This is a genomic window from Mycolicibacterium sp. Y3, assembly GCF_051188035.1.
GTDB lineage: Bacteria > Actinomycetota > Actinomycetes > Mycobacteriales > Mycobacteriaceae > Mycobacterium > Mycobacterium fluoranthenivorans.
Genome location: NZ_JAVQLT010000001.1, coordinates 1,793,697 through 1,818,229, shown reverse-complemented (window position 1 = coordinate 1,818,229; position 24,533 = coordinate 1,793,697). Strand labels below are relative to the sequence as shown.

At 67.2% G+C, this 24,533-nt stretch carries 24 protein-coding genes; 14 read left to right on the top strand and 10 right to left on the bottom strand.

Annotation, left to right across the window (positions count from 1 at the left end):
* Positions 1-3: 3 nt before the first annotated feature.
* Positions 4-1,080 (top strand): DUF6542 domain-containing protein, encoded by a 1,077-nt coding sequence (locus tag QN239_RS08975; RefSeq protein ID WP_499009642.1) that lies wholly within the window; start codon positions 4-6, stop codon positions 1,078-1,080.
* Here QN239_RS08975 and QN239_RS08970 read toward each other — a convergent pair.
* Positions 1,077-2,078 carry a 4-hydroxy-3-methylbut-2-enyl diphosphate reductase gene (locus tag QN239_RS08970; protein ID WP_267294442.1) on the bottom strand — a complete coding sequence of 334 codons (1,002 nt, stop codon included), beginning with the start codon at positions 2,076-2,078 and terminating at the stop codon, positions 1,077-1,079. The genes QN239_RS08975 and QN239_RS08970 overlap by 4 nt on opposite strands.
* Before the next feature lie 53 nt (positions 2,079-2,131).
* Between QN239_RS08970 and QN239_RS08965 the strand changes: the two genes are divergently transcribed.
* The 4 genes from QN239_RS08965 (at position 2,132) to QN239_RS08950 (ending at position 5,356) form a co-directional block, all read left to right on the top strand.
* Positions 2,132-2,728: a lipid droplet-associated protein gene (locus tag QN239_RS08965; protein ID WP_499009641.1), complete on the top strand. Its 597-nt coding sequence runs from the start codon at positions 2,132-2,134 to the stop codon at positions 2,726-2,728.
* Positions 2,725-3,996, top strand: a complete 1,272-nt coding sequence (gene xseA, locus QN239_RS08960; RefSeq protein ID WP_499009639.1) for an exodeoxyribonuclease VII large subunit — start codon at positions 2,725-2,727, stop codon at positions 3,994-3,996. The genes QN239_RS08965 and xseA overlap by 4 nt, the downstream gene beginning before the upstream one ends.
* On the top strand, positions 3,983-4,195 hold the full coding sequence (locus tag QN239_RS08955) for an exodeoxyribonuclease VII small subunit (protein ID WP_090362722.1): 213 nt from the start codon (positions 3,983-3,985) through the stop codon (positions 4,193-4,195). Before xseA ends, QN239_RS08955 begins: the two co-directional genes overlap by 14 nt.
* A gap of 72 nt (positions 4,196-4,267) precedes the next feature.
* Complete coding sequence (locus tag QN239_RS08950) at positions 4,268-5,356, top strand: 3-beta-hydroxysteroid dehydrogenase (RefSeq protein WP_499009637.1); 1,089 nt, start codon at positions 4,268-4,270, stop codon at positions 5,354-5,356.
* Between the two features lie 131 nt (positions 5,357-5,487).
* On the opposite strand, the gene QN239_RS08945 is transcribed toward QN239_RS08950, so the two are convergent.
* Positions 5,488-5,931: a DUF5994 family protein gene (locus tag QN239_RS08945; RefSeq protein WP_090362716.1), complete on the bottom strand. Its 444-nt coding sequence runs from the start codon at positions 5,929-5,931 to the stop codon at positions 5,488-5,490.
* 247 nt (positions 5,932-6,178) lie between these two features.
* Between QN239_RS08945 and QN239_RS08940 the strand changes: the two genes are divergently transcribed.
* Genes QN239_RS08940 through QN239_RS08930 form a run of 3 tightly spaced genes read left to right on the top strand, consistent with a single transcriptional unit; the run spans position 6,179 to position 9,469 of the window.
* Positions 6,179-7,723, top strand: a complete 1,545-nt coding sequence (locus tag QN239_RS08940; RefSeq protein ID WP_499009634.1) for an arylsulfatase — start codon at positions 6,179-6,181, stop codon at positions 7,721-7,723.
* Positions 7,720-8,601 (top strand): HAD family hydrolase, encoded by an 882-nt coding sequence (locus tag QN239_RS08935; protein WP_499009631.1) that lies wholly within the window; start codon positions 7,720-7,722, stop codon positions 8,599-8,601. The genes QN239_RS08940 and QN239_RS08935 overlap by 4 nt, the downstream gene beginning before the upstream one ends.
* The gene (locus QN239_RS08930) at positions 8,591-9,469 is read left to right on the top strand and encodes a formylglycine-generating enzyme family protein (protein ID WP_499009629.1); all 879 of its coding nucleotides are present in this window, start codon (positions 8,591-8,593) and stop codon (positions 9,467-9,469) included. Before QN239_RS08935 ends, QN239_RS08930 begins: the two co-directional genes overlap by 11 nt.
* 14 nt (positions 9,470-9,483) lie before the next feature.
* Here the strand turns inward: QN239_RS08930 and QN239_RS08925 are convergent, their stop codons facing one another.
* Positions 9,484-10,026, bottom strand: a complete 543-nt coding sequence (locus QN239_RS08925; protein WP_499009627.1) for a TetR/AcrR family transcriptional regulator — start codon at positions 10,024-10,026, stop codon at positions 9,484-9,486.
* Between the two features lie 165 nt (positions 10,027-10,191).
* On the opposite strand from QN239_RS08925, the gene QN239_RS08920 reads away from it, so the two are divergent.
* From QN239_RS08920 to QN239_RS08905, 4 genes are read left to right on the top strand one after another with little or no spacing between them, the layout of a single operon-like run.
* A complete protein-coding gene (locus tag QN239_RS08920) occupies positions 10,192-11,382 on the top strand; it encodes a cytochrome P450 (protein WP_499009626.1) in 1,191 nt (396 codons plus the stop codon).
* A 60-nt stretch (positions 11,383-11,442) separates the two neighbouring features.
* Complete coding sequence (locus tag QN239_RS08915; protein ID WP_499009624.1) at positions 11,443-12,513, top strand: NAD-dependent epimerase/dehydratase family protein; 1,071 nt, start codon at positions 11,443-11,445, stop codon at positions 12,511-12,513.
* Positions 12,510-13,274, top strand: a complete 765-nt coding sequence (locus QN239_RS08910; RefSeq protein WP_499009622.1) for an SDR family NAD(P)-dependent oxidoreductase — start codon at positions 12,510-12,512, stop codon at positions 13,272-13,274. The genes QN239_RS08915 and QN239_RS08910 overlap by 4 nt, the downstream gene beginning before the upstream one ends.
* 22 nt (positions 13,275-13,296) lie before the next feature.
* Positions 13,297-14,499: an AI-2E family transporter gene (locus QN239_RS08905; RefSeq protein ID WP_499009619.1), complete on the top strand. Its 1,203-nt coding sequence runs from the start codon at positions 13,297-13,299 to the stop codon at positions 14,497-14,499.
* Here QN239_RS08905 and QN239_RS08900 read toward each other — a convergent pair.
* Positions 14,496-15,170 (bottom strand): DUF4245 domain-containing protein, encoded by a 675-nt coding sequence (locus QN239_RS08900; protein WP_499009617.1) that lies wholly within the window; start codon positions 15,168-15,170, stop codon positions 14,496-14,498. The genes QN239_RS08905 and QN239_RS08900 overlap by 4 nt on opposite strands.
* A 55-nt stretch (positions 15,171-15,225) precedes the next feature.
* On the opposite strand from QN239_RS08900, the gene glpX reads away from it, so the two are divergent.
* Both glpX and QN239_RS08890 read left to right on the top strand, forming a co-directional pair.
* Entirely contained in the window at positions 15,226-16,287 is a 1,062-nt protein-coding gene (gene glpX / locus QN239_RS08895) for a class II fructose-bisphosphatase (protein WP_499009615.1), read from the top strand.
* A 28-nt stretch (positions 16,288-16,315) separates the two neighbouring features.
* Positions 16,316-17,749, top strand: coding sequence for a class II fumarate hydratase (locus tag QN239_RS08890; protein WP_499009614.1), 1,434 nt, complete (start codon positions 16,316-16,318; stop codon positions 17,747-17,749).
* 42 nt (positions 17,750-17,791) lie between these two features.
* Here the strand turns inward: QN239_RS08890 and QN239_RS08885 are convergent, their stop codons facing one another.
* The 6 genes from QN239_RS08885 to QN239_RS08860 form a co-directional block, all read right to left on the bottom strand.
* The gene (locus QN239_RS08885) at positions 17,792-19,006 is read right to left on the bottom strand and encodes a cation:proton antiporter domain-containing protein (RefSeq protein ID WP_499009612.1); all 1,215 of its coding nucleotides are present in this window, start codon (positions 19,004-19,006) and stop codon (positions 17,792-17,794) included.
* Positions 19,007-19,131: 125 nt separating this feature from the next.
* A complete protein-coding gene (locus tag QN239_RS08880; RefSeq protein ID WP_499009610.1) occupies positions 19,132-19,584 on the bottom strand; it encodes a PRC-barrel domain-containing protein in 453 nt (150 codons plus the stop codon).
* Positions 19,585-19,672: 88 nt separating this feature from the next.
* Positions 19,673-20,536 (bottom strand): polysaccharide deacetylase family protein, encoded by an 864-nt coding sequence (locus tag QN239_RS08875; RefSeq protein WP_187096689.1) that lies wholly within the window; start codon positions 20,534-20,536, stop codon positions 19,673-19,675.
* An 83-nt stretch (positions 20,537-20,619) separates the two neighbouring features.
* The gene (phoH2, locus tag QN239_RS08870) at positions 20,620-21,933 is read right to left on the bottom strand and encodes an RNA 5'-3' helicase PhoH2 (protein ID WP_167164199.1); all 1,314 of its coding nucleotides are present in this window, start codon (positions 21,931-21,933) and stop codon (positions 20,620-20,622) included.
* A 199-nt stretch (positions 21,934-22,132) separates the two neighbouring features.
* A complete protein-coding gene (locus QN239_RS08865; protein WP_499009608.1) occupies positions 22,133-22,966 on the bottom strand; it encodes an acyl-ACP desaturase in 834 nt (277 codons plus the stop codon).
* A 65-nt stretch (positions 22,967-23,031) separates the two neighbouring features.
* Entirely contained in the window at positions 23,032-24,486 is a 1,455-nt protein-coding gene (locus QN239_RS08860) for a glycine hydroxymethyltransferase (protein WP_499009606.1), read from the bottom strand.
* Positions 24,487-24,533 lie beyond the last annotated feature (47 nt).

Below are 24,533 nucleotides of genomic sequence, written 5' to 3'. Positions count from 1 at the left end.
CATGTGTCAGGTCAGCCCGCAGAGCCGACGGATGCGGTGATCGACCGCTCCGCGCTCCCTCGCATTCCGGCGTTGCCCTGGTGGAGTGCCGTGGTGATCGCGGTGATCTTCACCGCCATCGGTATCGCCTTCGACGCCGGTACAGGCACCAAAGAGCTCGGCGCCGTCTTCGCGACGTGCTACGTGCTCGGTTGTGTGCTGGCGGTGCTCGCGGTGCGCCAGTCCGCGGTGTTCACCGCCGTCATCCAGCCTCCGCTCATCCTGTTCGTCGCCGTTCCCACCGCCTACTTCCTGTTCCACAGCGCGGAGATCGGCGGTATCAAGGACATCCTGATCAACTGCGGTTACCCGCTGATCGAGCGGTTCCCACTGATGTTCTTCACCTCGGCAGCTGTGCTGATCATCGGGATGGTGCGCTGGTACCTCAGTGCGTCGAACAAGCGTCTGTGGCCCGATAAGCCGGCGGCGCACGTCACGGCCGCGGCGGCGTCGGCCGCTCCCGCACGCCGGGTTGCCCGCCGCTTCGCCCAGACGTCGGTCACCGACGACGCCGAGCCGGCCGACGAGGTCCCGCCGCGACGCAGTTCGGCCCGCCGGCTCAGCCGGGAGGCCCCGCCGTCGTCCACCGCCCGCCGCAGCGGCCGGCCCAGTGCACCGTCACGGTCCCGCCACACCCGGCCGCCCGAGAACGACATCGCCGCGTCGGCGGCAGCCGCGGACCGCCGCGAGCGGATGGCGGCAACCGAACGTCCGGCACGGAGCCGTCGCGAGACCGAGCAGCCGGTCGATCCAGCCCGCCAGCCGCGCCGTCCTCGCCCGTCCGGTCGGGATCCGCGCCGCAGCGCGCCGAGCCCCTACGAACCGGCCGAGTACTACGAGCGGCCGCGACGCCCGGAACCTCAGGACACCTACGAGCGGTACGGACGCGAGCCGCGGGAGGCGCGTTACGACGAGCGCCAGCGCCCGCCTGCGGGCACCAGCCATCACCCGGTGTCACGGGTGCGGTATCGCAGCAGCGATGAGGACCCCCGCCCGCGAAACTCGCACCGGCGTGACGACGAGCCCTGGGAAGACCGCTAGGAACGCGGCGGACGGATCTCGCGCGGCAGCGCGAACACCAGCGTCTCGTTCGCGGTGGTGACCGGCTGCACGGTGCCGTAGCCGTACTCGGCCAGCCGGTCCAGCACGCCCCGCACCAGGATCTCGGGCACCGACGCTCCGGAGGTCACACCGATGGTCGTGACACCGGAGAACCAGGCCGGGTCGATATCGTCGGCGTAGTCCACCAAGTAGGCGTTCTGCGAGCCGGCGTTCAGCGCCACCTCGACCAGGCGTACCGAGTTCGATGAGTTCTTCGACCCGACCACGATCACCAGTTCGCATTCCGGCGCCATCGCCTTCACCGCGACCTGGCGGTTCTGGGTGGCGTAGCAGATGTCGTCGCTGGGCGGATCCTGCAGCGTCGGGAACTTCTCGCGCAGCCGGCGCACCGTCTCCATGGTCTCGTCGACGCTCAGCGTGGTCTGAGACAACCAGATGACCTTGTTCGGATCGCGCACCGTGACCTTGTCGACGGCGTCCGGGTTGTCGACCACCTGCACGTGGTCGGGGGCCTCACCGGCGGTGCCGACCACCTCTTCGTGGCCTTCGTGGCCGACCAGCAGGATGTCGTAGTCGTCGCGGGCGAACCGCTTGGCCTCGTTGTGGACCTTGGTGACCAGTGGGCAGGTGGCGTCGATGGTCCTCAGATTGCGCTCGGCGGCCTCGACGTGCACGGTCGGTGCGACGCCGTGCGCGGAGAACACGACGATGGCGCCTTCGGGCACCTCATCGGTCTGCTCGACGAAGATCGCGCCGGCCTTGGCCAGCGTGTCGACGACGTAGCGGTTGTGCACGATCTCGTGGCGCACGTAGATCGGCGCACCATGCTTCTCCAGGGCGCGCTCGACGGTTTCGACGGCGCGGTCGACACCCGCGCAGTAGCCACGCGGTTCGGCCAGCAGGACGCGTTTGCCGGCCACACCCGAACTCACCGAGCTCGTGGCGCCCGGGATACCCATGTTGACAGTTGGCGGCATCCTTCAAGGGTACTTACCTGCCGCGGCGCAGGGCCAGCCGTAGGCTGGCACCCATGTCGACAGCACCGTATGGAGTCCGACTGCTGGTGGGTGTAGCGGTGACCGCCCTGGATGAGACCCGCAAGCTCCCGCAGACCATCCTCGCCTACCCGATGACGGTGGCCAGTCAGCTCGCGCATCTGGTGATGAAAGTGCAGCAGGACGTCGCCGATCTGGTGATCCGCGGTGACGAAACGCTGGAGGAGCTGTTCCCGCCGAAGGACGAGCAGCCCGAGTGGGCCACCTTCGACGAGGACCTGCCCGACGACCCCGATGACCCCGTCTACGACGTTCCCGTCACCCGCGCCACGGGGTCACCGGTCGCTCCCCGCTCCGAAGGCCGCTTCGCGCTGTACAGCGAAGGCGAGCCAGAACGTCCCGCCGACACAGCTGCTCCGCGCACACCTGCACCGGGCACCAACGGCTCGGCCCCGTCCGTCGTCACCGAACTCGGCTACGACGCGCTGACGCTGGCCCAGCTGCGCGCGCGGCTGACCTCCCTGAAGGTCGACGATCTGGAGGCCCTGCTGGCCTACGAGGAAACCACCAAGGCCCGCGCCCCGTTCCAGACGCTGCTCGCCAACAGGATCACCCGCGCGACGGCCAAGTGAGCGATCCGGGCCAGTCACCGGAGAATCCCTGGCCGGTTCGCGCCGTGGCCACCCGGGTGGCCAAATGGATCGACCGCCTCGGCACGGTGTGGGTCGAGGGCCAGATCGCCCAGCTGACCATGCGTCCGGGCTCGGGCACCGCCTTCATCGTGCTGCGGGACCCGGCCGCCGACATGTCACTGACGATCACGTGCCCGCGGGACCTGGTGGCGAACGCGCCGGTGAAACTCGCCGAGGGCACCCAGGTGATCGTCTACGGCAAGCCGGCGTTCTACACCGGGCGCGGCACGTTCTCCCTGCGCGTGACCGATATCCGCGCGGTCGGCATCGGTGAGCTGCTGGCCCGCATCGACCGGTTGCGCCGACTGCTGGAGGCCGAAGGTCTGTTCGACCCACGCCTGAAACGCCCGATTCCGTTCCTGCCCAGCACCATTGGGCTCATCACCGGCCGCGCCTCGGCCGCCGAGCACGATGTGATCGCGGTGGCGTCGGCCCGCTGGCCCGCCGTGCGGTTCGCGGTACGCAACACCGCTGTCCAGGGACCCAATGCGGTGGCCCAGATCGTCGAGGAACTCAAGGCCCTGGATGCCGACCCCGAGGTGGACGTCATCGTGCTGGCTCGCGGCGGTGGCAGCGTCGAGGACCTCCTGCCGTTCTCCGACGAAACCCTGTGCCGCGCCATCTCGGCGTGCACCACCGCGGTGATCAGCGCGGTGGGCCACGAACCGGACAACCCGCTGTGCGATCTGGTGGCCGACCTGCGCGCCGCGACCCCCACCGACGCCGCCAAACGGGTGGTGCCCGACGCCGTCGCCGAACAGGCGCTGGTGAACGAGCTGCGCCGGCGCGGCGCCCACTCGCTGCGGCACTGGGTGCACCGCGAACAGCACCTCATCGACCAGCTGCGCACCCGGCCCGTCCTGGCCCAGCCCTGGCTGGCCCTGGATGCGCGGACCGAGGAGGTGCAGCGGGCCCGTTCCGCCGCGCGCCGCGATATCAACCGGATGATCGCCGGCGAGAGCGACCGCCTCGAGCACCTGGCCGCGCGGCTGTCGACCCTGGGCCCGGCCGCCACCCTGGCCCGCGGGTACGCGGTGGTTCAGGTGCTCGGTTCCGGCGGGCAGGAGCGCAGCGACTCGGGGAATCAACCCAGCGATACGCACGTTCTGCGATCCATCACCGACGCCCCGGAGGGTACCCGGCTCCGGGTCCGCGTCGCCGACGGCGCAATCATCACCATCAGCGAGGGATCAGATGAAGCCCATTAGTCAGTTGGGATACGAAGAGGCACGCGACGAACTGGTCGAGGTGGTGCGCACGCTCGAGCAGGGTGGGCTCGATCTCGACGCCTCGCTCAAGCTCTGGGAAAGGGGCGAGGAGCTGGCAAAACGGTGCGAGGAGCATCTGGCCGGAGCCCGCAAACGAGTGGAGGACGCACTCGGCGCGAATGCCCCTGACGAAGAGTGATCACACCCTAGGTCGACCCCGCCGCGGACGGCGGGGTTTATAATTGGAACACGTTTCATTTATGCTCTGGGCATGGGTGACGCATCACTGACGACTGATCTCGGCCGCGTTCTGGTGACGGGAGGTTCCGGCTTCGTCGGCGCCAACCTGGTGACCACCCTGCTGGAGCGGGGGCACGAGGTGCGCTCGTTCGACCGGGTGCCCTCTCCCCTGCCGGATCATCCGAACCTGCAGACCCTCGTCGGCGACATCACCAACACCGATGACGTCGCCAAGGCCGTGACCGGAACCGACACCGTCATCCACACCGCTGCGATCATCGATCTGATGGGCGGCGCATCGGTCACCGAGGAGTACCGGCAGCGCAGCTTCTCGGTGAACGTCGAAGGCACCAAGAACCTGGTGCGCGCCGGACAAGCCGCGGGGGTGCAGCGGTTCGTCTACACGGCGTCCAACAGTGTGGTGATGGGCGGTCAGGACATCGTCAACGGTGACGAAACCCTGCCCTACACCAACAGGTTCAACGACCTGTACACCGAAACCAAGGTGGTGGCCGAGAAGTTCGTGCTCTCGGAGAACGGGGCGAACGGCGGCATGCTGACCTGCTCCATCCGGCCGAGCGGGATCTGGGGCCGCGGCGACCAGACCATGTTCCGCAAAGTGTTCGAGAACGTGCTCGCCGGTCACGTCAAGGTGCTCGTCGGCAACAAGAACATCAAGCTGGACAACTCATACGTACACAACCTGATTCACGGTTTCATCCTGGCCGGCCAGCACCTGGTGCCCGGTGGCAGCGCACCGGGCCAGGCGTATTTCATCAACGACGCCGAGCCGCTCAACATGTTCGAGTTCGCCCGCCCGGTGCTCGCGGCCTGCGAACGCCCTCTGCCCACCTTCCGGGTGTCCGGCAGGCTGGTGCACAAGGCGATGATGGCTTGGCAGTGGTTGCACTTCAAGTTCGGCATTCCCCAACCGCTGATCGAACCCCTTGCGGTGGAACGGCTTTACCTCAACAACTACTTCTCGGTGGCCAAGGCCGAGCGCGACCTCGGCTACCGGCCGCTGTTCACCACCGAGCAGGCCATGGCTGAGTGCCTGCCGTACTACACCGACTTGTTCCACCAGATGGACAGCAAGGCCGGCGAGCCCGCCGCGGTGTGACCGCCTGAAACTGGACGAGGCCGGCGACGCTGTAGCGTCCCGGCCTCTGGTTTCTCGCTCGGCATCTACAGAACCGGGGAAACTTGGTTGCCAGGTTACGGTACGGCCCACCGATTCGGCAAAAACCCGGCCTACTTCTGGCGCGCTCGCCCACCACCGAGAATGGCCCGCAGCGTCTGCACGCTGGGCGGACTGGCTGCGGTGGCGACAGCGGCCAGCACCAGGCGCGCATCGAGCTCCGTGGCGGCCGGTGGCACCACGAACAGCAAAGAGTGCCGGTTGTGGGTGCCCATCAAATAGAGCGTGTCCCGGGCGATGAGCGAGTACGCGTCGACGGGCACTGACGTCGAGCCGCGAATGAGCCGGGCCGGCGCCGTGTCCCACCAGATGGGGTCGTAGAGCACTCGGCGCACCGGACCGATGCGAAGTCCGAGCACCGCCACCAGATCGGCCAATCCCGTACCGAGTTGACGGTCGCACGGCCACCACGCGCCGGCGACGGTACCTTGCAGTCCCGGATGGTTGGACAGTGCCAGGCGCGCTATGAGCGCGGCATGCGCATCGTCATCGGCCATCGGCGATGCTCCCGTCTTTGGAGACCGCAGACGGGAGCCGAGAGGGCGGCGCGCGAGGAACCTACGATGACTCCACCCTAGCAAACGCTGGAGACTACCGTGAGGATACGCGCAATACGTTGCTGTGCAACATGATTCACCGGCGCCGGAGAGGCTCCGCACGGAGCGCCAAAGCTGCCGAAACCCTCGATTGCGCGGCGAAATCCCCTAGCATCGACCGCAGGTCGCCAATCGAAGGAGTTGCGTCATGCCCGACGGAAAGCCGAACATCCTCGTGATCTGGGGCGACGATATCGGGATCTCCAATCTCAGCTGCTACAGCCGGGGAATGATGGGTTACTTCACGCCCAATATCGACCGGATCGCCGACGAGGGCATGCTGTTCACCGACTCGTACGGGGAGCAGAGCTGCACGGCCGGACGCTCGTCGTTCATCACCGGACAGAGCGTCTACCGCACCGGGATGAGCAAGGTCGGTATGCCCGGCGTGGACATCGGCCTGCAGAAGGAGGACCCGACGATTGCCGAACTGCTCAAACCGCTCGGCTATGCCACCGGCCAGTTCGGCAAGAACCATCTGGGTGATCTCAACAAGTTCCTGCCCACCGCACACGGCTTCGACGAGTTCTTCGGCAACCTGTACCACCTCAACGCGGAGGAGGAACCCGAGCACGAGGACTACCCCACCGCCGAGGAGGCCCCGATGCTGCGCAAGGCCCTGCTGCCGCGCGGTGTCATCCACTCCTGGGCCACCGACGAGGACAGCGGCGAGGTCGACGAACGGTACGGCCCGGTGGGCAAACAGCGCATCGAGGACACCGGTCCGCTGAGCGCACTCCGGATGGAGACCATCGACGACGAGACCACCGAGGCATGCGCGGACTTCATCAAACGCCAGCACGCCGCGGACACCCCGTTCTTCGTCTGGATGAACATGACGCACATGCACTTCCGGACGCACACCAAACCGGAGAGCCGCGGTCAGGCCGGGCGCTGGCAGTCTCCGTATCACGACACGATGATCGATCACGACCGCAACGTGGGCACCCTGCTGGATCTGCTCGACGAGTTGGGCCTCGCCGAGGACACCATCGTCATCTACTCCACGGACAACGGTCCTCACGCCAACAGCTGGCCGGACGGCGCCACCACCCCATTCCGCAGCGAGAAGGCCACCAACTGGGAGGGCGCCTTCCGGATCCCCGAACTGATCCGCTGGCCCGGAAAGATCAAGGCCGGGTCGGTCTCGAATGAGATTGTGCAACATCATGACTGGCTGCCCACCTTCCTGGCGGCCGCGGGTGACCCGGACATCGTCGACAAGCTCAAGTCGGGGCATACCGCCGGGGACGAGACCTTCAAGGTGCACATCGACGGCTACAACCTGCTGCCGTATCTGACCGGTGAGGTCGACGAGAGCCCGCGGCGCGGTCTGATCTACTTCTCCGACGACGGCGATGTGCTCGGCATCCGGTTCGACAACTGGAAGATCGTCTTCATGGAGCAGCGCTGCCAGGGCACGCTCCAACTGTGGTTCGAACCGTTCACCAAGCTGCGCGCACCCAAGTTGTTCAACCTGCGCACCGATCCGTTCGAACACGCCGATGTCACCTCGAATACCTACTGGGACTGGGTGATAGACCGGCTGTATCTGATGTTCTACGGCTCGGCGCTGGTCAACCGGTTCCTTGAGACGTTCAAGGAGTTCCCGCCGCGGCAGGAGCCGGCGTCGTTCACGATCAACAACGCAGTCGAGGAACTGGAGAAGTTCCTGGCCAACCGCGGCGGATGAGCCTGCCGTCCTGGAAGGACGGCCCCACGAAGTCGGCGATCGTCGACTTCGTGGCCCACGCCGTGACCCTGCCGCCCGAGGACCGTGTCGCGGTGTTCGACAACGACGGCACCCTCTGGGTGGAGAAGCCCGCGTACATCCAGCTGGACTTCCTTGTCCGTCGACTGGCCGTGCAAGCGGCCGCCGATCCGGCGCTGGCGGCGAGGCAACCGTATGCGGCAGCAGCCGCCGGCGATCTCGGTTGGTTCGGCGAGTCCGTCACCAAGCACTACAACGGCGACGATTCCGATCTCAAAGTGCTTGCCGGGGGCCTTCTTTCGGCTTATCAGGGGCTGACGGTCGAGGAGCACGCGGCGCGCGTCTCGGCGTTCTTCGCCGAGGCCTCGCACCCGACGCTGGGGCGGCCATACACCGCGTGCGGGTACGCCCCGATGGTCGAGTTGTTGAGGTATCTGGAGGCGAACGGGTTCACCTGCTACATCGTCTCCGGTGGCGGGCGCGATTTCATGCGGCCGGTGACCACCGCCCTGTACGGGATCCCACCCGAGCGTGTGGTGGGTAGCTCGGTGGGCGTCACGTTCACCGGCGGCAGCCTGGTGACGACCGGGCAACCGGAGTTCCTCAACGACGGCCCGGTCAAGCCGGTGCGGATCTGGGACCGGATCGGGCGGCGGCCGATCTTTGCCGCGGGCAACTCCAACGGTGACATCGAAATGCTGCAGTACACCAATGGTTTCCGGCTGCTCGTCCGGCACGACGACGCCGAGCGTGAATTCGACTACACCGCCGGGGCGGAGAAGGCGCTGGATCTGGCCGAGACCGAGCGCTGGACGGTGGCCAGCATCCAGAACGACTGGGCGCACGTCTTTGCCTGCTGACCTGGTGTGGATTCCGCCGCAGACGGCGGTGCTCGGCTCGAACGATCACGAGCCCGAAGAAGGACCCGCACACGAGGTCAGCACGGACGGGTTCTGGATCCAGCCCCATCAGGTGACCAATGCGCAGTACGCAGAATTCGTGGCCGACACCGGCTATGTCACCGTCGCCGAACGCCCGGTGGACCCGGCTGACTTCCCCGGCGCCCCAGCGGAGAATCTGGTGCCGGGTTCCCTGGTGTTCAGACGCACAGCCGGGCCCGTCGACCTCCGCCACCTCAGCCAGTGGTGGGTGTGGACGCCCGGAGCCTGCTGGAACCATCCGCGGGGGCCGCGGTCCACATTGGCGGGCCGGGACCGGCACCCCGTCGTGCACATCGCTTTCGAGGATGCACAGACCTACGCCGACTGGGCCGGACTGATGCTGCCCACCGAAGCGCAATGGGAGACCGCCGCGCGCGGTGGTCTCCCGGGCGCGAGGTACACCTGGGGTGACGAACCCGAACGGCCCGGGCAGCGGCTGGCCAACTACTGGCACGGCGAATTCCCCTACCTCCCCGAAACCGGCTACGGCACCACCCGGCCGGTGGGGAGCTTCCCGCCCAACGACTACGGACTGTTCGATATGGCCGGCAATGTCTGGGAATGGACCGCCGACTTCTACGGCCCTGATCGCGCCGGCACCCCATGCTGCGCGACCGACAGCTACGACCCCCACCAACCACAGTTTCAGATCGCTCGCCGGGTGATCAAAGGCGGATCCTTCCTGTGCGCCGACAGCTACTGCATGCGGTACCGGCCCGCCGCGCGACGACCCCAGCAGATCGATACCGGCATGAGCCATATCGGCTTTCGTTGTATCAAGCGCTGAGGTATCTGGGCGCGCTAATTGAAACCCGGTGCGATGAACCGCTCAAGCAGTCGCTGCTCGGCAGCCTCGTCGTCGGCCGGCCAGAACAACAACGCCAGCACCACCCGGACTATCCAGCCCGCGGCCTCCGCGTCATCCTCGGCGACGCCGGCGAACTCGGCGGCGAAACGCATCACCGCATCGGATGAGGTGAGTGAACGGGACCCCGGCGTCCCGACCACCGTGGCGGCCAGCGGGTCCGCACGAATCTCGCGCAGAGCCACGGCGATGGCCGTCAGCACCCGATCCGCGCCGGTGCGATCGATCACCGCCGCCCGTACCGTCGCGACGATCCGCTCCGCGGACCGGACCAGGACAGCCTCGCGAATCTGCGCTTTGGTGCCCGCATGCCGGTACACCGTGGCGCGCGAACAGTGCACGGCCGCCGCCAGCGCGTCGATATCGATATCGGCGAAGCCGCTACGGCCCATCATGTCGGCGGCCGCGGAGTAGATCCGGTCAGCTGCCGCCGCGCGGCGATCACCACCCACCAGCCAGTCCTCACGTCGCGGCGACATAGATCCTTGTTTATCTCAGTTTGAGACGAATTAACAGTGTCTTCTCACAGATGGATGCAGGTCAGATCACCGCTGTGCGACGCCGCGATCGGCGGTGCTCAGCTCCCCGTATCAACTTCGCCGCGCCCTGTTGACGCCACCTCACGCAGGCCCGAGCCTGGGAAAATGGTTGCGGCCCAAGAATTCTTCGCACTCGATGCGCTACACGATCCGTATCCGCTCTACGATCGGCTGCGGGCACGACCTGTGCAGCGGGTCGGCGACAGCGACTTCTTCCTGGCTTCGACCTGGGACGCGGTCCTCGAAGCCACGGGCCGAACCGGTGACTTCTCCTCGAATCTCACCGCGACCATGATCTATCGGCCCGACGGCACCGTGACACCCTTCGCGATGGGCAATCCCGGCGACCCGGTGCACGTATTGGCCACCGCCGACGAACCGTCGCACGCCGCACACCGCAAGCCGGTGTTGGTGAAACTGGCCGTCAAACACCTGCGCGCACTGGAACCGGTGATCGCCGAGATCTTCGATGAACTGTGGACCGGCATCGAGGGGGACTGGATGTCCGCCGTGGCCAACCGGCTTCCCATGATGGTGGTCGCACATCTGCTCGGCCTGCCCCGCGACGACGTCGACCAGTTGGTGCACCGCGCCTACGCCAGTACCGAACTCATGGACGGACTGGTCGACGAGGACCAGCTGAGCGCCGCCGGGATCGCGGCCATGGAGCTTGGCGGCTACCTGATCGACCGGTTCACCCGCGCGGCCGCCTCACCGGCCGATGACCTGATGGGCCAATTGGCACTCGCATGTGCCGCCGGCGATGTGGATACCTCAGCAGCCGCGCTCATCCTGATCCAACTGGTTTCCGCCGGGGCGGAATCGACCGCCTCCCTGTTGGGCAGCGCGGCGTGGCTGCTGGGCACCCGGCCCGAGGTGCAGCGCCTGGTGCGCAGCGACCCGACATCGATACCGGCCTTCATCGAAGAGGTGCTGCGCTACGAATCACCGTTCCGGGGGCACTACCGCCACGTCATGACCGACACGACCCTTGCCGGAACCGAGCTGCCCGCGGGCGCTCATCTCCTGCTGTTGTGGGGTGCGGCCAATCGCGACCCGAGCCGGTTCGACGCACCGCAGGAATTCCGGCTCGGCCGTGCGGGTGCCCCCTCGCACCTGTCGTTCGGGAAGGGCCTGCATTTCTGCGTCGGCGCGGCGCTGGCCCGGCTGGAGGCTCGCGTCGTGTTCCGGCAACTCCTGGAGCGGACGACCTGGCTGGCGGCATCCGAGGATCCCGAATGGTTACCCAGCGTGCTGGTGCGCCGACCGGCCCGGTTGGATCTACGGATGCAGTGAGCCCAACAGCGGCCATTCGCTAGGGTTGGAACACGTTCTCGTTCCCCCGATGGAGGGCCTATGACCGATACCGTGCTGGTAACCGGCGCTTTCGGACTTGTCGGGTCCGCCACCGTGCACCGCCTCGCTGCGGACGGCCGTCGGGTGGTCGCGACCGACCTCGATACGCCCGGTAACCAGAAGGCGGCCGCGGCCCTGCCGGTCGGTGTCACCGTGCGCTGGGCCGACCTGACCGATCCGTCCGCCGTCGGCGCCCTGGTCGCCGATATCGCGCCGTCGGCAATCATCCACCTGGCCGCCGTCATCCCGCCGTTCATCTACCAGCGCCGCGGACTGGCCGAGAAGGTCAACGTCGGCGCCACCGCAAGCCTGGTGGCCGCGGCCGAAAAGTTGCCTACCCCACCATGTTTCGTTCTCGCGTCCAGCATCGCGGTGTACGGGTCACGCAATCCGCACACCGTGTCGGGCGTACTCACCGCCGATACCCCCGTCAACCCCGCCGACATCTACGGCGACCACAAGGTCAAGGCCGAAGCCCTGGTGCGGTCTTCGGCGCTGGACTGGGTGATCCTGCGACTCGGCGGGGTGCTCACCGTCAATCCGGGCTCCTACATGAAGATGGACAACTTCTACTTCGAGGGCATGCTGCCCACCGACGGGCGCCTGCAGACCGTCGACGTCCGGGATGTGGCACGGGCGTTCGCCGCCGCCACCACCGCCGATGCCGTCGGCGAGACCCTGTTGATCGGCGGCGACGACAACACCCACCGGCTCCTGCAGGGCGACGTGGCACCCGCCATGGCCGCCGCGCTGGGATTGGTCGGCGGACTGCCCACCGGCCTCAAAGGCGATCCCCACAACGACGCCGGCTGGTTCAACACCGACTGGATGGACACCACCCGGTCTCAGGAAGTTCTTGATTTCCAACGTCATTCGTGGCCGCAGATGCTGATCGAAACGGCCGAGAACGCCGGTATCAAACGTCCGCTGCTGCGGTTGGTCGCACCGCTGGCCAAGCAGGTCCTGCAACGCCGAACGGCGTACTACGGCACCGGTCAACGCTATGCCGACCCGTGGCAGGCGATCAAAGCCAAATGGGGCGATCCTCGCCCGGACGGGAGTCAGGCGTGAGCGAAGCGACGGGAAAAGCAGCGATCGTCATCGGCGGCGCTTCGGGGATCGGCTGGGCGTCGGCCCAGGCGCTGGCCGCCGAGGGGTATCGCGTCGTCATCGCCGACCGCAACGCCGAAGGCGCGCGGTCCCGCGCCGCCGAACTCGGGGCGCCGCACACCGGTACCGGCGCCGATGTCACCGACGAAGCCTCCATCGCAACACTTTTCGAGCAGACTGAGGGTGTGCACGCGGTGGTGAACTGCGCCGGATTCTCCAATATCGGGCTCATCGTGGACATGCCGGCCGAAGACTTCCGGGCGGTCATCGACTGTTGCCTCACCGGGTCGTTCATCGTCGCCAAGCACGCCGGCCGGCACCTGGCCGACGGCGGCTCACTCGTGTCGATCTCGTCGCTCAACGGCCGCCAGCCGGCGGCCGGGATGAGCGCCTACTGCGCGGCCAAGGCCGGACTCTCAATGCTGACCCAAGTCGCCGCGCTGGAATTGGCGCCGCACGGCATCCGGGTGAATGCCGTCGCGCCCGGCTTCGTGCACACCCCGCTCACCGAAGGTGCGGCGCTGGTGCCGGGCGTCGTCGAGGAGTACGTGGAGAACACCCCGCTGGGCCGGGCCGGTACCCCCGAGGACATCGCCGAGGCCGTCGTATTCCTCACCAAGGCCTCCTGGCTCACCGGCGAGGTGCTCGATCTCAACGGCGGATCCCACATGAAGCGCTACCCGGATCTGCTCGGTCACATCATGAAGCTCGCGGCCCAGTGATCAGTCCTGTGAAATAGCCGCTGTGGAAACCGAGTTCACCCTCAGCCAGAGGCGGGCGCTGGCGATCGCGACGGTCGCCGCGATCGCCTTCGGCGCGTACTTCCTGCGTGGCTATTTCATCCTGATCGTGGTGGCCGCGGTGGTGGCCTACCTGTTCGATCCGATCTACCAGCGTCTGCACAAGAGGTTCGGCACCGGCCTGTCCGCCACCTTCACCTTGCTCGCCGCGCTGGCCATCGTGATCGTGCCGATCGCCGGGGCCGTCGCCATCGGGGTGGTGCAGATCAGCATCATGGTCCGCAGCGTCGCCGACTGGGTGGGCAAGACCGATCTGAGCTCGCTCGGTGACCGATCACTGCGGGCGGTCAACGAACTGCTGGACCGGCTGCCGTTCCTGCAGAGCACGAACATCACCGCGGAGTCGCTGCAGAAATGGGTGGTCAGCTTCGCGCAGCGGGCCGGCCAGTGGGGTCTGGAGTTCCTGCAGGGCGCCGCAGGCGGCCTGTTCGGGGGTCTGACCGCCGCCGTCATCTTTCTCTACGTCTTCATTTCGATACTGGTCAAAGGCCATGAGCTGCGCGTGCTCATCGGCCGGCTCAACCCGCTCGGCGAGGAGGTCACCGACCTGTACCTGGCCAAGATGGCGGCCATGGTCCGTGGCACTGTCCAGGGCCAGTTCGTCATCGCCGTGGCCCAGGGGGTGGCCGGTGCCATCTCGATCTACATCGCCGGGTTCCACGACGGGTTCTTCATCTTCGCGATCCTGTTGTCCGCCCTGTCGGTCATCCCTCTCGGCGGAGGGATCGTGACCATCCCGTTCGGGATCGGCATGGCGTTGTTCGGCAATGTCGGGGGTGGCATCTTCGTCGTCGCCTTCCACCTGTTGGTGGTGACCAATATCGACAATGTGCTGCGCCCGATCCTGGTGCCCAAGGAAGCCCGGCTGGACTCCGCACTGATGCTGCTGTCGGTCTTCGCCGGCATCACCATGTTCGGCTTCCTCGGCATCGTCATCGGACCCGTGCTGATGATCGTCATCGTCACCACGATCAGCGTCTACCTGTGGGTCTATCAGGGTGTGCCGATGGACGTCGACACCGAGGATGATCCCGAGCCCAAGCGACCCGGACTTCTCACCCGGCTGATCGCGCACGCCCGGGCGGCCACGCGTCGCCGGACCGAGCCCGCCGTTCCGGCGGCGTCACCGCCGACCTCGGACGACTAGACCGGCAGCGGCGCAGCGCTCTGTACCGCCTTGGCCAGCACCCGGAACTCGTCGTTATCGGCCGACCCGGTGATCGCCAGTTGCGTGTCCCCGGTCTCGCGGCCCGCGCGTGTCACCCCGGGCAGCCGCGTCGTCCACGCGGGCTCACCCTCGCCGGCCTCGTAGACCACCCATTTCACGCCGTCCACATCCTGGGTGCCGGTGGGTACCAGGTCGGTGTCGAGCGAGGAGATGAGGGCGTCTTCGTCGGCATTGCTCTGGGTCAGCGACAGGTACATCCCGGCGGGCGTCAGGTAGCCCACCCGCGAGCTGACCGCGCGGGCCTTTTGGCCCGTCGCCGGATCGATGCGGCCGCCGTCGATCCCGCCGCGTCCTCCGGAGTTCGCAGTCCAGCCTGAGGGGAGGGCGGGTAGCCGGATGGGGATCTTCAGCGCCGCGGCGTCGGCCGCCAATGCCGCCCGCGCGTCATAGTTGGGCGCGGGCCCCGCGCCGGGGCCGCTGGGCTGGAACGAGCACATGCCCAGGACCCCCGCCAACACCACGCAGGCCAGCACCAACGGGGCCATCGACCAGAACATATCGCGGCCGTCCTGCAGCAGCCGGTTCTTGGCGGGCGCAGGCACCGGCACGACGATCGGCGTGTCGGCTTCCGGTTCCCGCGGGGCACTCATGTCTGCCAGTATCCCAGTTCCCAAACTGGGAGCCGCTAATGGGACAATTTGCCCCATGACATCCGACGACGGTCTTCGCGCAAGCGGCTCATCCCGATCACGCCGGGAAGCCCCCGACCGTAACCTCGCACTGGAACTGGTCCGTGTCACCGAAGCCGGGGCGATGGCCGCCGGCCGCTGGGTGGGGCGTGGCGACAAAGAAGGTGGCGACGGCGCTGCCGTCGACGCCATGCGCGAACTGGTGAACTCCGTCTCGATGCGGGGTGTGGTGGTGATCGGCGAGGGCGAGAAGGACAACGCCCCGATGCTCTACAACGGCGAAGAGGTCGGCAACGGCGACGGTCCGGAGTGCGATTTCGCCGTCGACCCGGTGGACGGCACCACGCTGATGAGCAAGGGCATGCCGAATGCCATCTCGGTGCTCGCGGTGGCCGAGCGGGGCGCCATGTTCGACCCGTCCGCGGTGTTCTACATGCACAAGATCGCCGTCGGCCCGGACGCCGCCGACGTCATCGACATCACCGCCCCCATCGCGGAGAACATCAAGCGCGTCGCCAAGGTGAAGAAGTCCAGCGTCGCCGACCTGACCGTCTGCATCCTGGACCGGCCGCGGCACACGCAGCTGATGGCCGACGTACGCGCGGCGGGCGCCCGGATCCGGCTGATCTCCGACGGTGACGTCGCCGGCGCCATCGCCGCCTGCCGCCCGGGGTCGGGTACCGATCTGCTGGTCGGCATCGGCGGCACCCCCGAGGGCATCATCGCCGCCGCGGCCATCCGTTGTATGGGCGGCGCGATCCAGGCCCGGCTGGCCCCCACCGACGACGACGAGCGCCAGAAGGCGATCGACCGGGGCTACGACCTGGACCGGGTGCTGCACACCGAGGATCTGGTCTCCGGCGAGAACGTGTTCTTCTCGGCCACCGGCGTCACCGACGGTGACCTGCTCAAGGGCGTTCAGTACTCCGGCGGCGGCGCGACCACGCAGTCCATCGTGATGCGGTCGAAGTCCGGCACGGTCCGGATGATCGAGGCCTACCACCGCCTGTCCAAGCTCAACGAATACTCCGCGGTGGACTTCACCGGGGACCTGTCCGCAGCACATCCGCTCCCCTGACCCCTCCTTCATCGAGAAAAGGACACAGATGACCGACAGCGTTGTCGAAAAGAAAGCCGGCGAGCCTGAGTACCGCATCGAGCACGACACCATGGGCGAGGTCCGGGTGCCGATCAATGCCCTGTGGCGGGCCCAGACCCAGCGAGCAGTGGAGAACTTCCCGATCTCCTTCCGTGGTCTGGAGCGCACGCAGATCCGCGCCCTGGGTCTGCTGAAAGGCGCCTGCGCGCAGGTGAACAAGGACCTGGGCCTGCTGGCGCCGGAGAAGGCCGACGCGATCATCGCCGCCGCCGGTGAGATCGCCGACGGCCTGCACGACGACCAGTTCCCCATCGACGTGTTCCAGACCGGTTCGGGCACCAGCTCCAACATGAACGCCAACGAGGTCATCGCGTCCATTGCGGCCGGCTTCGACCCGCCGGTGACGGTGCACCCCAACGACGACGTGAACATGTCGCAGAGCTCCAACGACACCTTCCCCACCGCCACGCATATCGCGGCAACCGAAGCTGCTGTGCGCCACCTGATCCCGGCGCTGGAGATCCTGCACGAGTCGCTCGCGGTGAAAGCCAAGCAGTGGCGCACCGTGGTGAAGTCCGGCCGCACCCACCTGATGGACGCGGTGCCGGTCACCCTGGGCCAGGAGTTCGGCGGCTACGCCCGCCAGATCGAGGCCGGCATCGAGCGGGTCAAGGCGACACTGCCCCGCCTGGGTGAGCTGGCCATCGGTGGTACCGCCGTCGGCACCGGCCTCAACGCCCCCGACGGTTTCGGCGCCAAGGTGGTCGAGGTGCTGGTGGCCCAGACCGGTATCGCCGAACTGCGCACCGCCAAGGACTCTTTCGAAGCTCAGGCCGCCCGCGACGGGCTGGTCGAGGCATCCGGCGCGCTCAAGACCATCGCGGCGTCACTGACCAAGATCGCCAACGATGTGCGCTGGATGGGCTCCGGCCCGCTGACCGGGCTGGGCGAGATCCAGCTGCCGGATCTGCAGCCGGGCAGCTCGATCATGCCGGGCAAGGTGAATCCGGTTCTGCCCGAGGCGGTTACCCAGGTGGCCGCGCAGGTCATCGGTAACGATGCGGCCGTCACGGTGGGCGGCCTGTCCGGCGCCTTCGAGCTGAACGTCTACATCCCGATGATGGCGCGCAATGTGCTGGAGTCGTTCACCCTGCTGTCCAACGTGTCGAAGCTGTTCGCCACCAAGTGCATCGACGGCCTGGTGGCCAACGAGGCGCACCTGCGCGAGCTCGCGGAGTCGTCGCCGTCCATCGTGACGCCGCTGAACTCCGCGATCGGTTATGAAGAAGCGGCCAAGGTCGCCAAGGAAGCCTTGAAGGAACGCAAGACGATTCGCCAGACGGTGATCGACCGCGGCCTGATCGGCGACAAGCTCTCCGAGGCCGAACTGGACAAGCGCCTCGACGTGCTGGCGATGGCGAAGGTCAAGCCAGGCGAGTGACGGATCGTCGCCCCGGCCGGCGTCACTGCCAGGGCCCCGGGCTCACGGCTGAGCGGCACCCGTCGCCAGCCGGTCGGGCGCGACGAATCGGATACCCGGCCAGGCCGTCAGGCTGTGCAGCAGCAGGCTCAGCGTCACGGTGATCACCACCGCCTCGGTGATGACCGAGGTGTTCTGGATGGTGCCGTGGCCGAGCACCAGCAGGCCGAGTACCAGCGTGCCGATCCCGCGCGGACCGAACCAGCCGATGAACCACCGACTGCGCATCGGGACATCGGTGCCGAGCAGGGCGAGCTGGACCGCGACCGGACGCACCAGCACCAGTGCGGCCACACAGAACAGCACGGTGCGCCAATCGATCTCGCGCCAGCCCGTGAATATCGCGTAGCCACCGAAGATGGCGAACACGACGAGCTCGAGCACCTGGCCGGCGGCATTGGACACCTGGGTGGGCACCGAGGTGTCCGCATGGCGCGCGACTGCGGCGAAGCCCAGCCCGCCCACGAAGGCCGCGACGAATCCGCTGGCGTGGATTCGTTCCGCCAATCCGAAGCACACCAGCGCCAATGCCAGCGTGGCCAATTGCGCCCAGGTGTCGTTCATCCAGCCCCGCCGCCACGACGCGGCGACCACCACGCCGCCGACCACTCCGATGACCGCACCCACCAACACCGCGAACAACTCGGTGTGCACCAGGAACCAGCCCCAGCGTCCGATATCGCCGTCGGAGTGCTCCGATGCCAGCGCCAGCGCGGCGAGTGCCGCCGCGAGCGCGAACCCGTCATAGCACCCGCTCTCCACCGACAGCGCGTGCCGCACCCGCTCTGGAATGCGGTGGTCCTCCAGGAGGGCGTCAATCAGCGCGACCTCCGTCGGCGCCACGACGGCCGCCAGACACACCGCCTCCCACAGCGGCAGCACGGGCAGCAGCACGAGCGCGGTCACCGTGCCCAGTAGCAGTGCCAGGGGGATACCGACCACCAGCAGCCGGAAGGTGGCATGGCCACGGCGCACCGCCCGCACCAGATCGAGCGACGCCGCCTGGTTGAACAGGATGACGGTCAGGGCCAGCTGTGCCAGCGTCGTGAAGGTGTGGCTGTCATCCGCGGCGACCACGTCGAGTCCGAACGGCCCGAGCATCATTCCCATGATCACGAACACCAGCGCCGGTGCCAGGTACCACTTGTTGACCAGACCGGAGATGACGGCGTAGATCAACACCAGCACGGTGAGGGCGAGCGCGGTGCCGGTGTGCATACCGCGGAATCCTAGGGGTAACAGGGCGAGCGAAGCGACGGGGAATCAAAACACGGGCGAGCGAAGCGACGGGGAATCAAAACACGGGCGAGCGAAGCGACGGGGAATCAAGGACGCCCTGCGCGCTACTCCTTCGGCGGTGTGTCGTGGACGCCGTGGGCGGCGGTGTTGACGGCGGTGCCGCCTATCCCGGCTGCGGCCGTCGCGATGTCGATACCCGCACTGTGCCTGCCCGTCGACCGCTCCGGAGGCGCCGGTGCGGGCGGCGGTGCCGCGGGCAAGTGGTAGTGCCGGGCCAGCTCGTGTTCCTCTTCGGGGGTGATGCCCTCACGCGCGCGTGGACTCGGCGCCTGCTTGACGCTGTCCTTGTCCACGGCCACCGTCACGGCGTTGCGGTCACAATGCGCGCCGGCGAGCGGGACGAAGGACGACGAAAGCCCGAACAGTCCGCCATTGACCGTCACCCACTTCGGTTGGTGGGTGTACGCGTCGACGAATATCTGGCCGATCTTGCCGATCCGGTGGCCGGTCACGTCGTACGCGGTCGCGCCGACGAAACGCTGCACGGGGCTGGCCATGTTGTTCTCCTCCGTTGTGGGGATTCACGCTCTCCACGACTCGGGTAGCCACCTTGCCCAGGTGGCTAAACATCACCGGCTCAGGCCGTCAGGCTCCGTTGTTGGGGCCGCCGGAGTTGGCCCCGGGGATATCGGTGATGGGAAAGTTCGGCATCGGCGGCGGTGACGGCGTGGGCGGCAACGCGGGTATCTCGGCTGGCGGGATATCGGTGAGATCGTTTGCCGGCGCTCCGTTTTCGCGACTGCCGTAGCTGGTTCCCGGCTGCCGTTCCCCGAGCATGTGACTGACCGTGACCAGGTGATAGCCGTTGGCCTTGAGCACCGGGATGAACTGGTACACCAGATCGACTGTGGAGGAATAGGTGTCGTGGAACAGGACCACCGAATTGGGTTTGATCTGCGTCATCAGCATGTAGCGGGTGGCCGCGGTGTTGGCGTCGTTGAACCAGTCGAACGGGATGACATCCCAGTTGATGTCGGCCAGCCCCTGTTTGGCCGCCTCGGCCAGCACGGCATCGTTGATCAGGCCGCCGGCAGTGCGCAGCAGTTTCGGCCGCTGCCCCGTCGCCGCCTCGATGGCGGCGCTGGCCTTGCTGAGTTGGGTGGGAATCGCCTGCGGCGGGATCGCCGTCATGTTGGGGTGTTCCCACGTGTGACTGCCGATCTCCATACCCGCCTCGGCGATGCGCTTGGCGCCGGCGGGGTTGGCCGCGACCTTGTTGCCGATCAGGAAGAACGTCGCCTTGGAATCGGTGTCCTGCAGGATCTTGAGCAACCTGTCGGTGTACGGACCGGGCCCGTCGTCGAACGTCAGCGCGACGCACTTGACCTCGGCACAATTCACCGCATCGGGATCGTCGCGACGAATGTGACCGGACAGGCTGCCGACGATCAGGATCGCAACAGCCGCCACGACACCCAGGACGGTCCACAGCCAGGCATGTCGCGACACCTCAGCAGCCTACCGGCTGGCGATTTCGGCGCGCTCACGCTCGCCCAGCGAACGCGAGCGCGCCGAAATCACTCAGGTCAGGATCAGGGCAGGGCCTCGGGGCTGATCTCCTCCAGCATCTCGGTGACCAGTGCGGCAATCGGTGACCGCTCGCTGCGCATCAGGGTGATGTGCGCGAACAGCGGGTGACCCTTGAGCTTCTCGATCACCGCGGCCACACCGTCATGCCGGCCGACCCGCAGGTTGTCGCGCTGGGCGACGTCGTGGGTGAGCACCACCCGCGAACCCGCGCCCAACCGGGACAGCACCGTGAGCAGCACGTTGCGCTCCAGCGACTGCGCCTCGTCGACGATCACGAACGAATCGTGCAGCGAGCGGCCACGAATGTGGGTGAGCGGCAACACTTCCAGCATTCCGCGACTGAGCACCTCTTCGAGCACCGCCGGGCTGGCCAATCCTTCCAGGGTGTCGAAGACGGCCTGGGCCCATGGCCCCATCTTCTCGCTCTCGCTGCCCGGCAGATAGCCCAAGTCCTGGCCGCCGACGGCGTAGAGCGGACGGAAGACCACGACCTTGCGCTGGGTGCGGCGCTCGAGCACCGCTTCCAGGCCCGCGCACAGCGCCAGCGCCGACTTACCGGTACCCGCCTTGCCGCCCAGGGACACGATTCCCACCGACTCATCCAGCAGCAGATCGAGGGCGACGCGTTGTTCGGCTGACCTTCCCCGGAGGCCGAACACTTCGCGGTCACCGCGCACCAGCTGCACGCGCTTGTCGGCGTTCACCCGTCCCAGCGCCGAGGAACTGCCGCCCAGCAACCGAATTCCGGTGTGGCACGGAAGATCCCGTGCCGCCGCCAGGTCCAGCTCACCCTCGGCGAACAGCGTGTCGATCTCCTCGGCGGCCACGTCCAGCTCGGACATCCCGGTCCAGCCGGAGGTGATGACGTCCTGGGCGTGGTACTCGTCTGCGGTCAGACCCACGGCGCCGGCCTTGACCCGCAGCGGGATGTCCTTGCTCACCAGGGTGACGTTCTTGCCCTCCGCGGCCAGGTTGGCCGCACAGGTCAGGATGCGCGCATCGTTGGTGTCGGTGCGGAAACCGACCGGAAGCACCGTCGGATCGCTGTGATTGAGCTCGATGTGCAGACGCCCACCGTGGGTACCCACCGGGATCGGCTGATCCAGCCGGCCATGTTCCAGGCGTAGGTCGTCGAACAAGCGCAAGGCTTGTCGGGCGAACCAACCGAGTTCATGGTGGTGCCGTTTGCCTTCCAATTCACTGATGACCACGAGCGGGACCACTACTTCGTGCTCGGCGAACCGTGTGCACGCCCAAGGATCGGACAGCAATACGGAAGTGTCGAGCACATAGGTCCGGATCTGAGAATCAGTCACGAGGCGCTCCTAAGCCCGCGCGGCCCCGCGAAGGCAGTTCGGCGGGCGCTGCGGTACCAGGACCGGGGCCGGTCCCGTTCTTGTCGAAACGATCGGTACCGCCCGGACAGCAAAGCAAGTTGCTAGCCATCCCTTGCGACGCTACTCCCGGTCCGCACGGTGCGCGCGTCAGGCGCGCCGGGTCAACCGGCACAACAGGTTACGCGGGCGTGAACTCTCGTAACTCTGGTTCTTCGGCCAGTCCCCACGCGGCGATCCGATCAGCGACGACGGTCGCCAGCGCGGCCTGGTCGAAGATGCCCGCCGACGCCACCGAGGCCACCTTGTCGGCATAGGCGTCGATATCGCTACCGACCACACCGAGTTCGGCCGCTCGGGACACGACGGCCGCCACGGTTTCCGCGCGCGCGGTGGTCGCCACATGGGCGACCAGGTTGGAGAAGAACACCGCGTGCCGCTCTTCGTCGGTCGCGATCTTGCCAACCAGGCCCTTGAGCGTGGGATCGGTGATCTGAGCTTCCAGGTTGCGGCAGAACACCGCGTTCGACTGCTCGAAGAACGCGATATTCACCAGCGTCTCGATCTGGGTCAGCTTGTCGGCGCGGTAACCCTTCATCACGTGTTCGACGCGGACGTCCTCATTGGCCGCCGGGTCGACCTCACGGGTGACGACGAGGTAGTTGCGCAGCGCGATCGCGTGCAGGTGCTCCTCGGCCGTCCAGCGACCGATCCAGCGACCCCACTTCTGGTCCAGGATGAAGTGCTCGACGATCTCGCGGTGGTGCGCGGCGAGGTTGTCCTTGGTGATGAGCAGGATCTCAAGGGCATCCGTGACCGGCTTGGGCAGCGTCACGTCGGACGGGTCCCAGTCCTTGCCGCCGAGGAAGGCGAAGTTCTCGCCCTGGTCGAACGGCACGTAGTCGTGTCCGTACCAGGGCTCCTCGGTCGCCAGATGGCGAGTGAGGTTCTCCGCGACGACAGGCTCCAGCTCGAGGGTCAGCGTATTAGCAACCGGAGGCGTTTTCTGTGCCATGAGATAACTGTAACCCTCATACACATGTTTCTCGAAATTGCCCGCTGCGTGTCGCTCTCCGAGGCTCAGAGCGTCAGGCCCGGGTAGAGCGGGTTGGCGGCCAGCAGCTCGGCTGAGGCGGCCTTCACCCGGTCGGCGGTGCCCTCGGCCAGCTTGTACTTGGCTTTGGAGGTGCCTTCGACGGCGGTGTTCTTCAACACCTCGACCACCAACTCGGCGACCCGGTCGAAGTCCTCGCCACCGAAGCCGCGGGTGGTCAGTGCCGGAGTGCCGAACCGGATGCCGCTGGAGTACCAGGCGCCGTTCGGATCGTTCGGGATGGAGTTGCGGTTGGTGACGATGCCGGCGTCCAGCAGCGCGGACTCGGCCTGACGGCCGGTCAGCCCGAACGAGGTGACATCGAGCAGCACCAGATGGTTGTCGGTGCCGCCCGTCACCAGCCGTGCGCCGCGGGTGAGGAAACCGTCGGCCAGGGATTTGGCGTTGTCGGCGATGCGCTGCGCGTACTCGCGGAACGCCGGCTGGCGGGCCTCGGCCAGCGCCACGGCCTTGGCCGCCATGACGTGGCTCAGCGGACCGCCGAGCACCATCGGGCAGCCCTTGTCGACGGCGGGCGCGTACTCCTCGGTGGCCAGCACCAAGCCGCCACGCGGGCCGCGCAGCGACTTGTGCGTGGTGGTGGTGGTGATGTGCGCGTGCGGCACCGGATCCTCGTCACCGGTGAACACCTTGCCCGCGACCAGTCCGGCGAAATGGGCCATGTCGACCATGAGGGTGGCGCCCACCTCGTCGGCGATCTCACGCATCTTGGCGAAGTTCACCCGGCGCGGGTACGCCGAATAGCCGGCCACCAGGATCAGCGGCTTGAACTCGCGGGCCGCGGCGGCGACGGCGGCGTAGTCGATCAGACCGGTCTCGGGATCGGTGCCGTAGCTGCGCTGGTGGAACATCTTGCCCGAGATGTTGGGCCGGAAGCCGTGGGTCAGGTGCCCACCGGTGTCCAGCGACATGCCCAGCAGCCGCTGGTTGCCCAGCTTGTGGCGCAGCGTCTCCCAGTCCGCCTCGGACAGGTCGTTGACGTGCTTGGCGCCCAGCTCGGCCAGGGCGGGGGCCTCGATCCGGGTGGCCAGGATGGCCCAGAAGGCCACCAGGTTGGCGTCGATACCGGAGTGCGGCTGCGCGTACGCGTAGGGGGCGCCGAACAGTTCACGCGCGTGTTCGGCGGCCAGCGCCTCGACGGTGTCGACGTTCTGGCAGGCGGCGTAGAAGCGGTGCCCGACGGTGCCTTCGGCGTACTTGTCGGAGAACCAGGTACCCATGGTCAGCAGCACGGCCGGGGAGGCGTAGTTCTCGCTGGCGATCAGCTTCAGCGAATCCCGTTGATCGGCAAGTTCTTTGCGGGTGGCGGCGGCGACCCGGGGCTCGACCTGCTCGATGACCTGCAAGGCGGCCCGGTAGGCCTCGCTGGCGGTGGCGGCGTAGTCGGCGCCGAGCGCGCTGACGGTCGAATCTGCAGTCATGAGCACCAGCCTATCGCCCCACCACGACGCGGTTTCACCGCGCCGAA

Bases quoted from the DNA above. Each gene is read 5' to 3' on its own strand.
- QN239_RS08965 (WP_499009641.1), top strand. From the start codon at position 2,132: ATGTCGACAGCACCGTATGGAGTCCGACTGCTGGTGGGTGTAGCGGTG.
- QN239_RS08925 (WP_499009627.1), bottom strand. From the start codon at position 10,026: ATGTCGCCGCGACGTGAGGACTGGCTGGTGGGTGGTGATCGCCGCGCG.
- QN239_RS08935 (WP_499009631.1), top strand. From the start codon at position 7,720: ATGAGCCTGCCGTCCTGGAAGGACGGCCCCACGAAGTCGGCGATCGTC.
- QN239_RS08955 (WP_090362722.1), top strand. From the start codon at position 3,983: ATGAAGCCCATTAGTCAGTTGGGATACGAAGAGGCACGCGACGAACTG.
- QN239_RS08940 (WP_499009634.1), top strand. From the start codon at position 6,179: ATGCCCGACGGAAAGCCGAACATCCTCGTGATCTGGGGCGACGATATC.
- QN239_RS08915 (WP_499009624.1), top strand. From the start codon at position 11,443: ATGACCGATACCGTGCTGGTAACCGGCGCTTTCGGACTTGTCGGGTCC.
- QN239_RS08950 (WP_499009637.1), top strand. From the start codon at position 4,268: ATGGGTGACGCATCACTGACGACTGATCTCGGCCGCGTTCTGGTGACG.
- QN239_RS08900 (WP_499009617.1), bottom strand. From the start codon at position 15,170: ATGAGTGCCCCGCGGGAACCGGAAGCCGACACGCCGATCGTCGTGCCG.
- QN239_RS08865 (WP_499009608.1), bottom strand. From the start codon at position 22,966: ATGGCACAGAAAACGCCTCCGGTTGCTAATACGCTGACCCTCGAGCTG.
- QN239_RS08860 (WP_499009606.1), bottom strand. From the start codon at position 24,486: ATGACTGCAGATTCGACCGTCAGCGCGCTCGGCGCCGACTACGCCGCC.
- QN239_RS08880 (WP_499009610.1), bottom strand. From the start codon at position 19,584: ATGGCCAGCCCCGTGCAGCGTTTCGTCGGCGCGACCGCGTACGACGTG.
- glpX (WP_499009615.1), top strand. From the start codon at position 15,226: ATGACATCCGACGACGGTCTTCGCGCAAGCGGCTCATCCCGATCACGC.
- QN239_RS08945 (WP_090362716.1), bottom strand. From the start codon at position 5,931: ATGGCCGATGACGATGCGCATGCCGCGCTCATAGCGCGCCTGGCACTG.
- QN239_RS08890 (WP_499009614.1), top strand. From the start codon at position 16,316: ATGACCGACAGCGTTGTCGAAAAGAAAGCCGGCGAGCCTGAGTACCGC.
- QN239_RS08920 (WP_499009626.1), top strand. From the start codon at position 10,192: ATGGTTGCGGCCCAAGAATTCTTCGCACTCGATGCGCTACACGATCCG.
- QN239_RS08885 (WP_499009612.1), bottom strand. From the start codon at position 19,006: ATGCACACCGGCACCGCGCTCGCCCTCACCGTGCTGGTGTTGATCTAC.
- QN239_RS08970 (WP_267294442.1), bottom strand. From the start codon at position 2,078: ATGCCGCCAACTGTCAACATGGGTATCCCGGGCGCCACGAGCTCGGTG.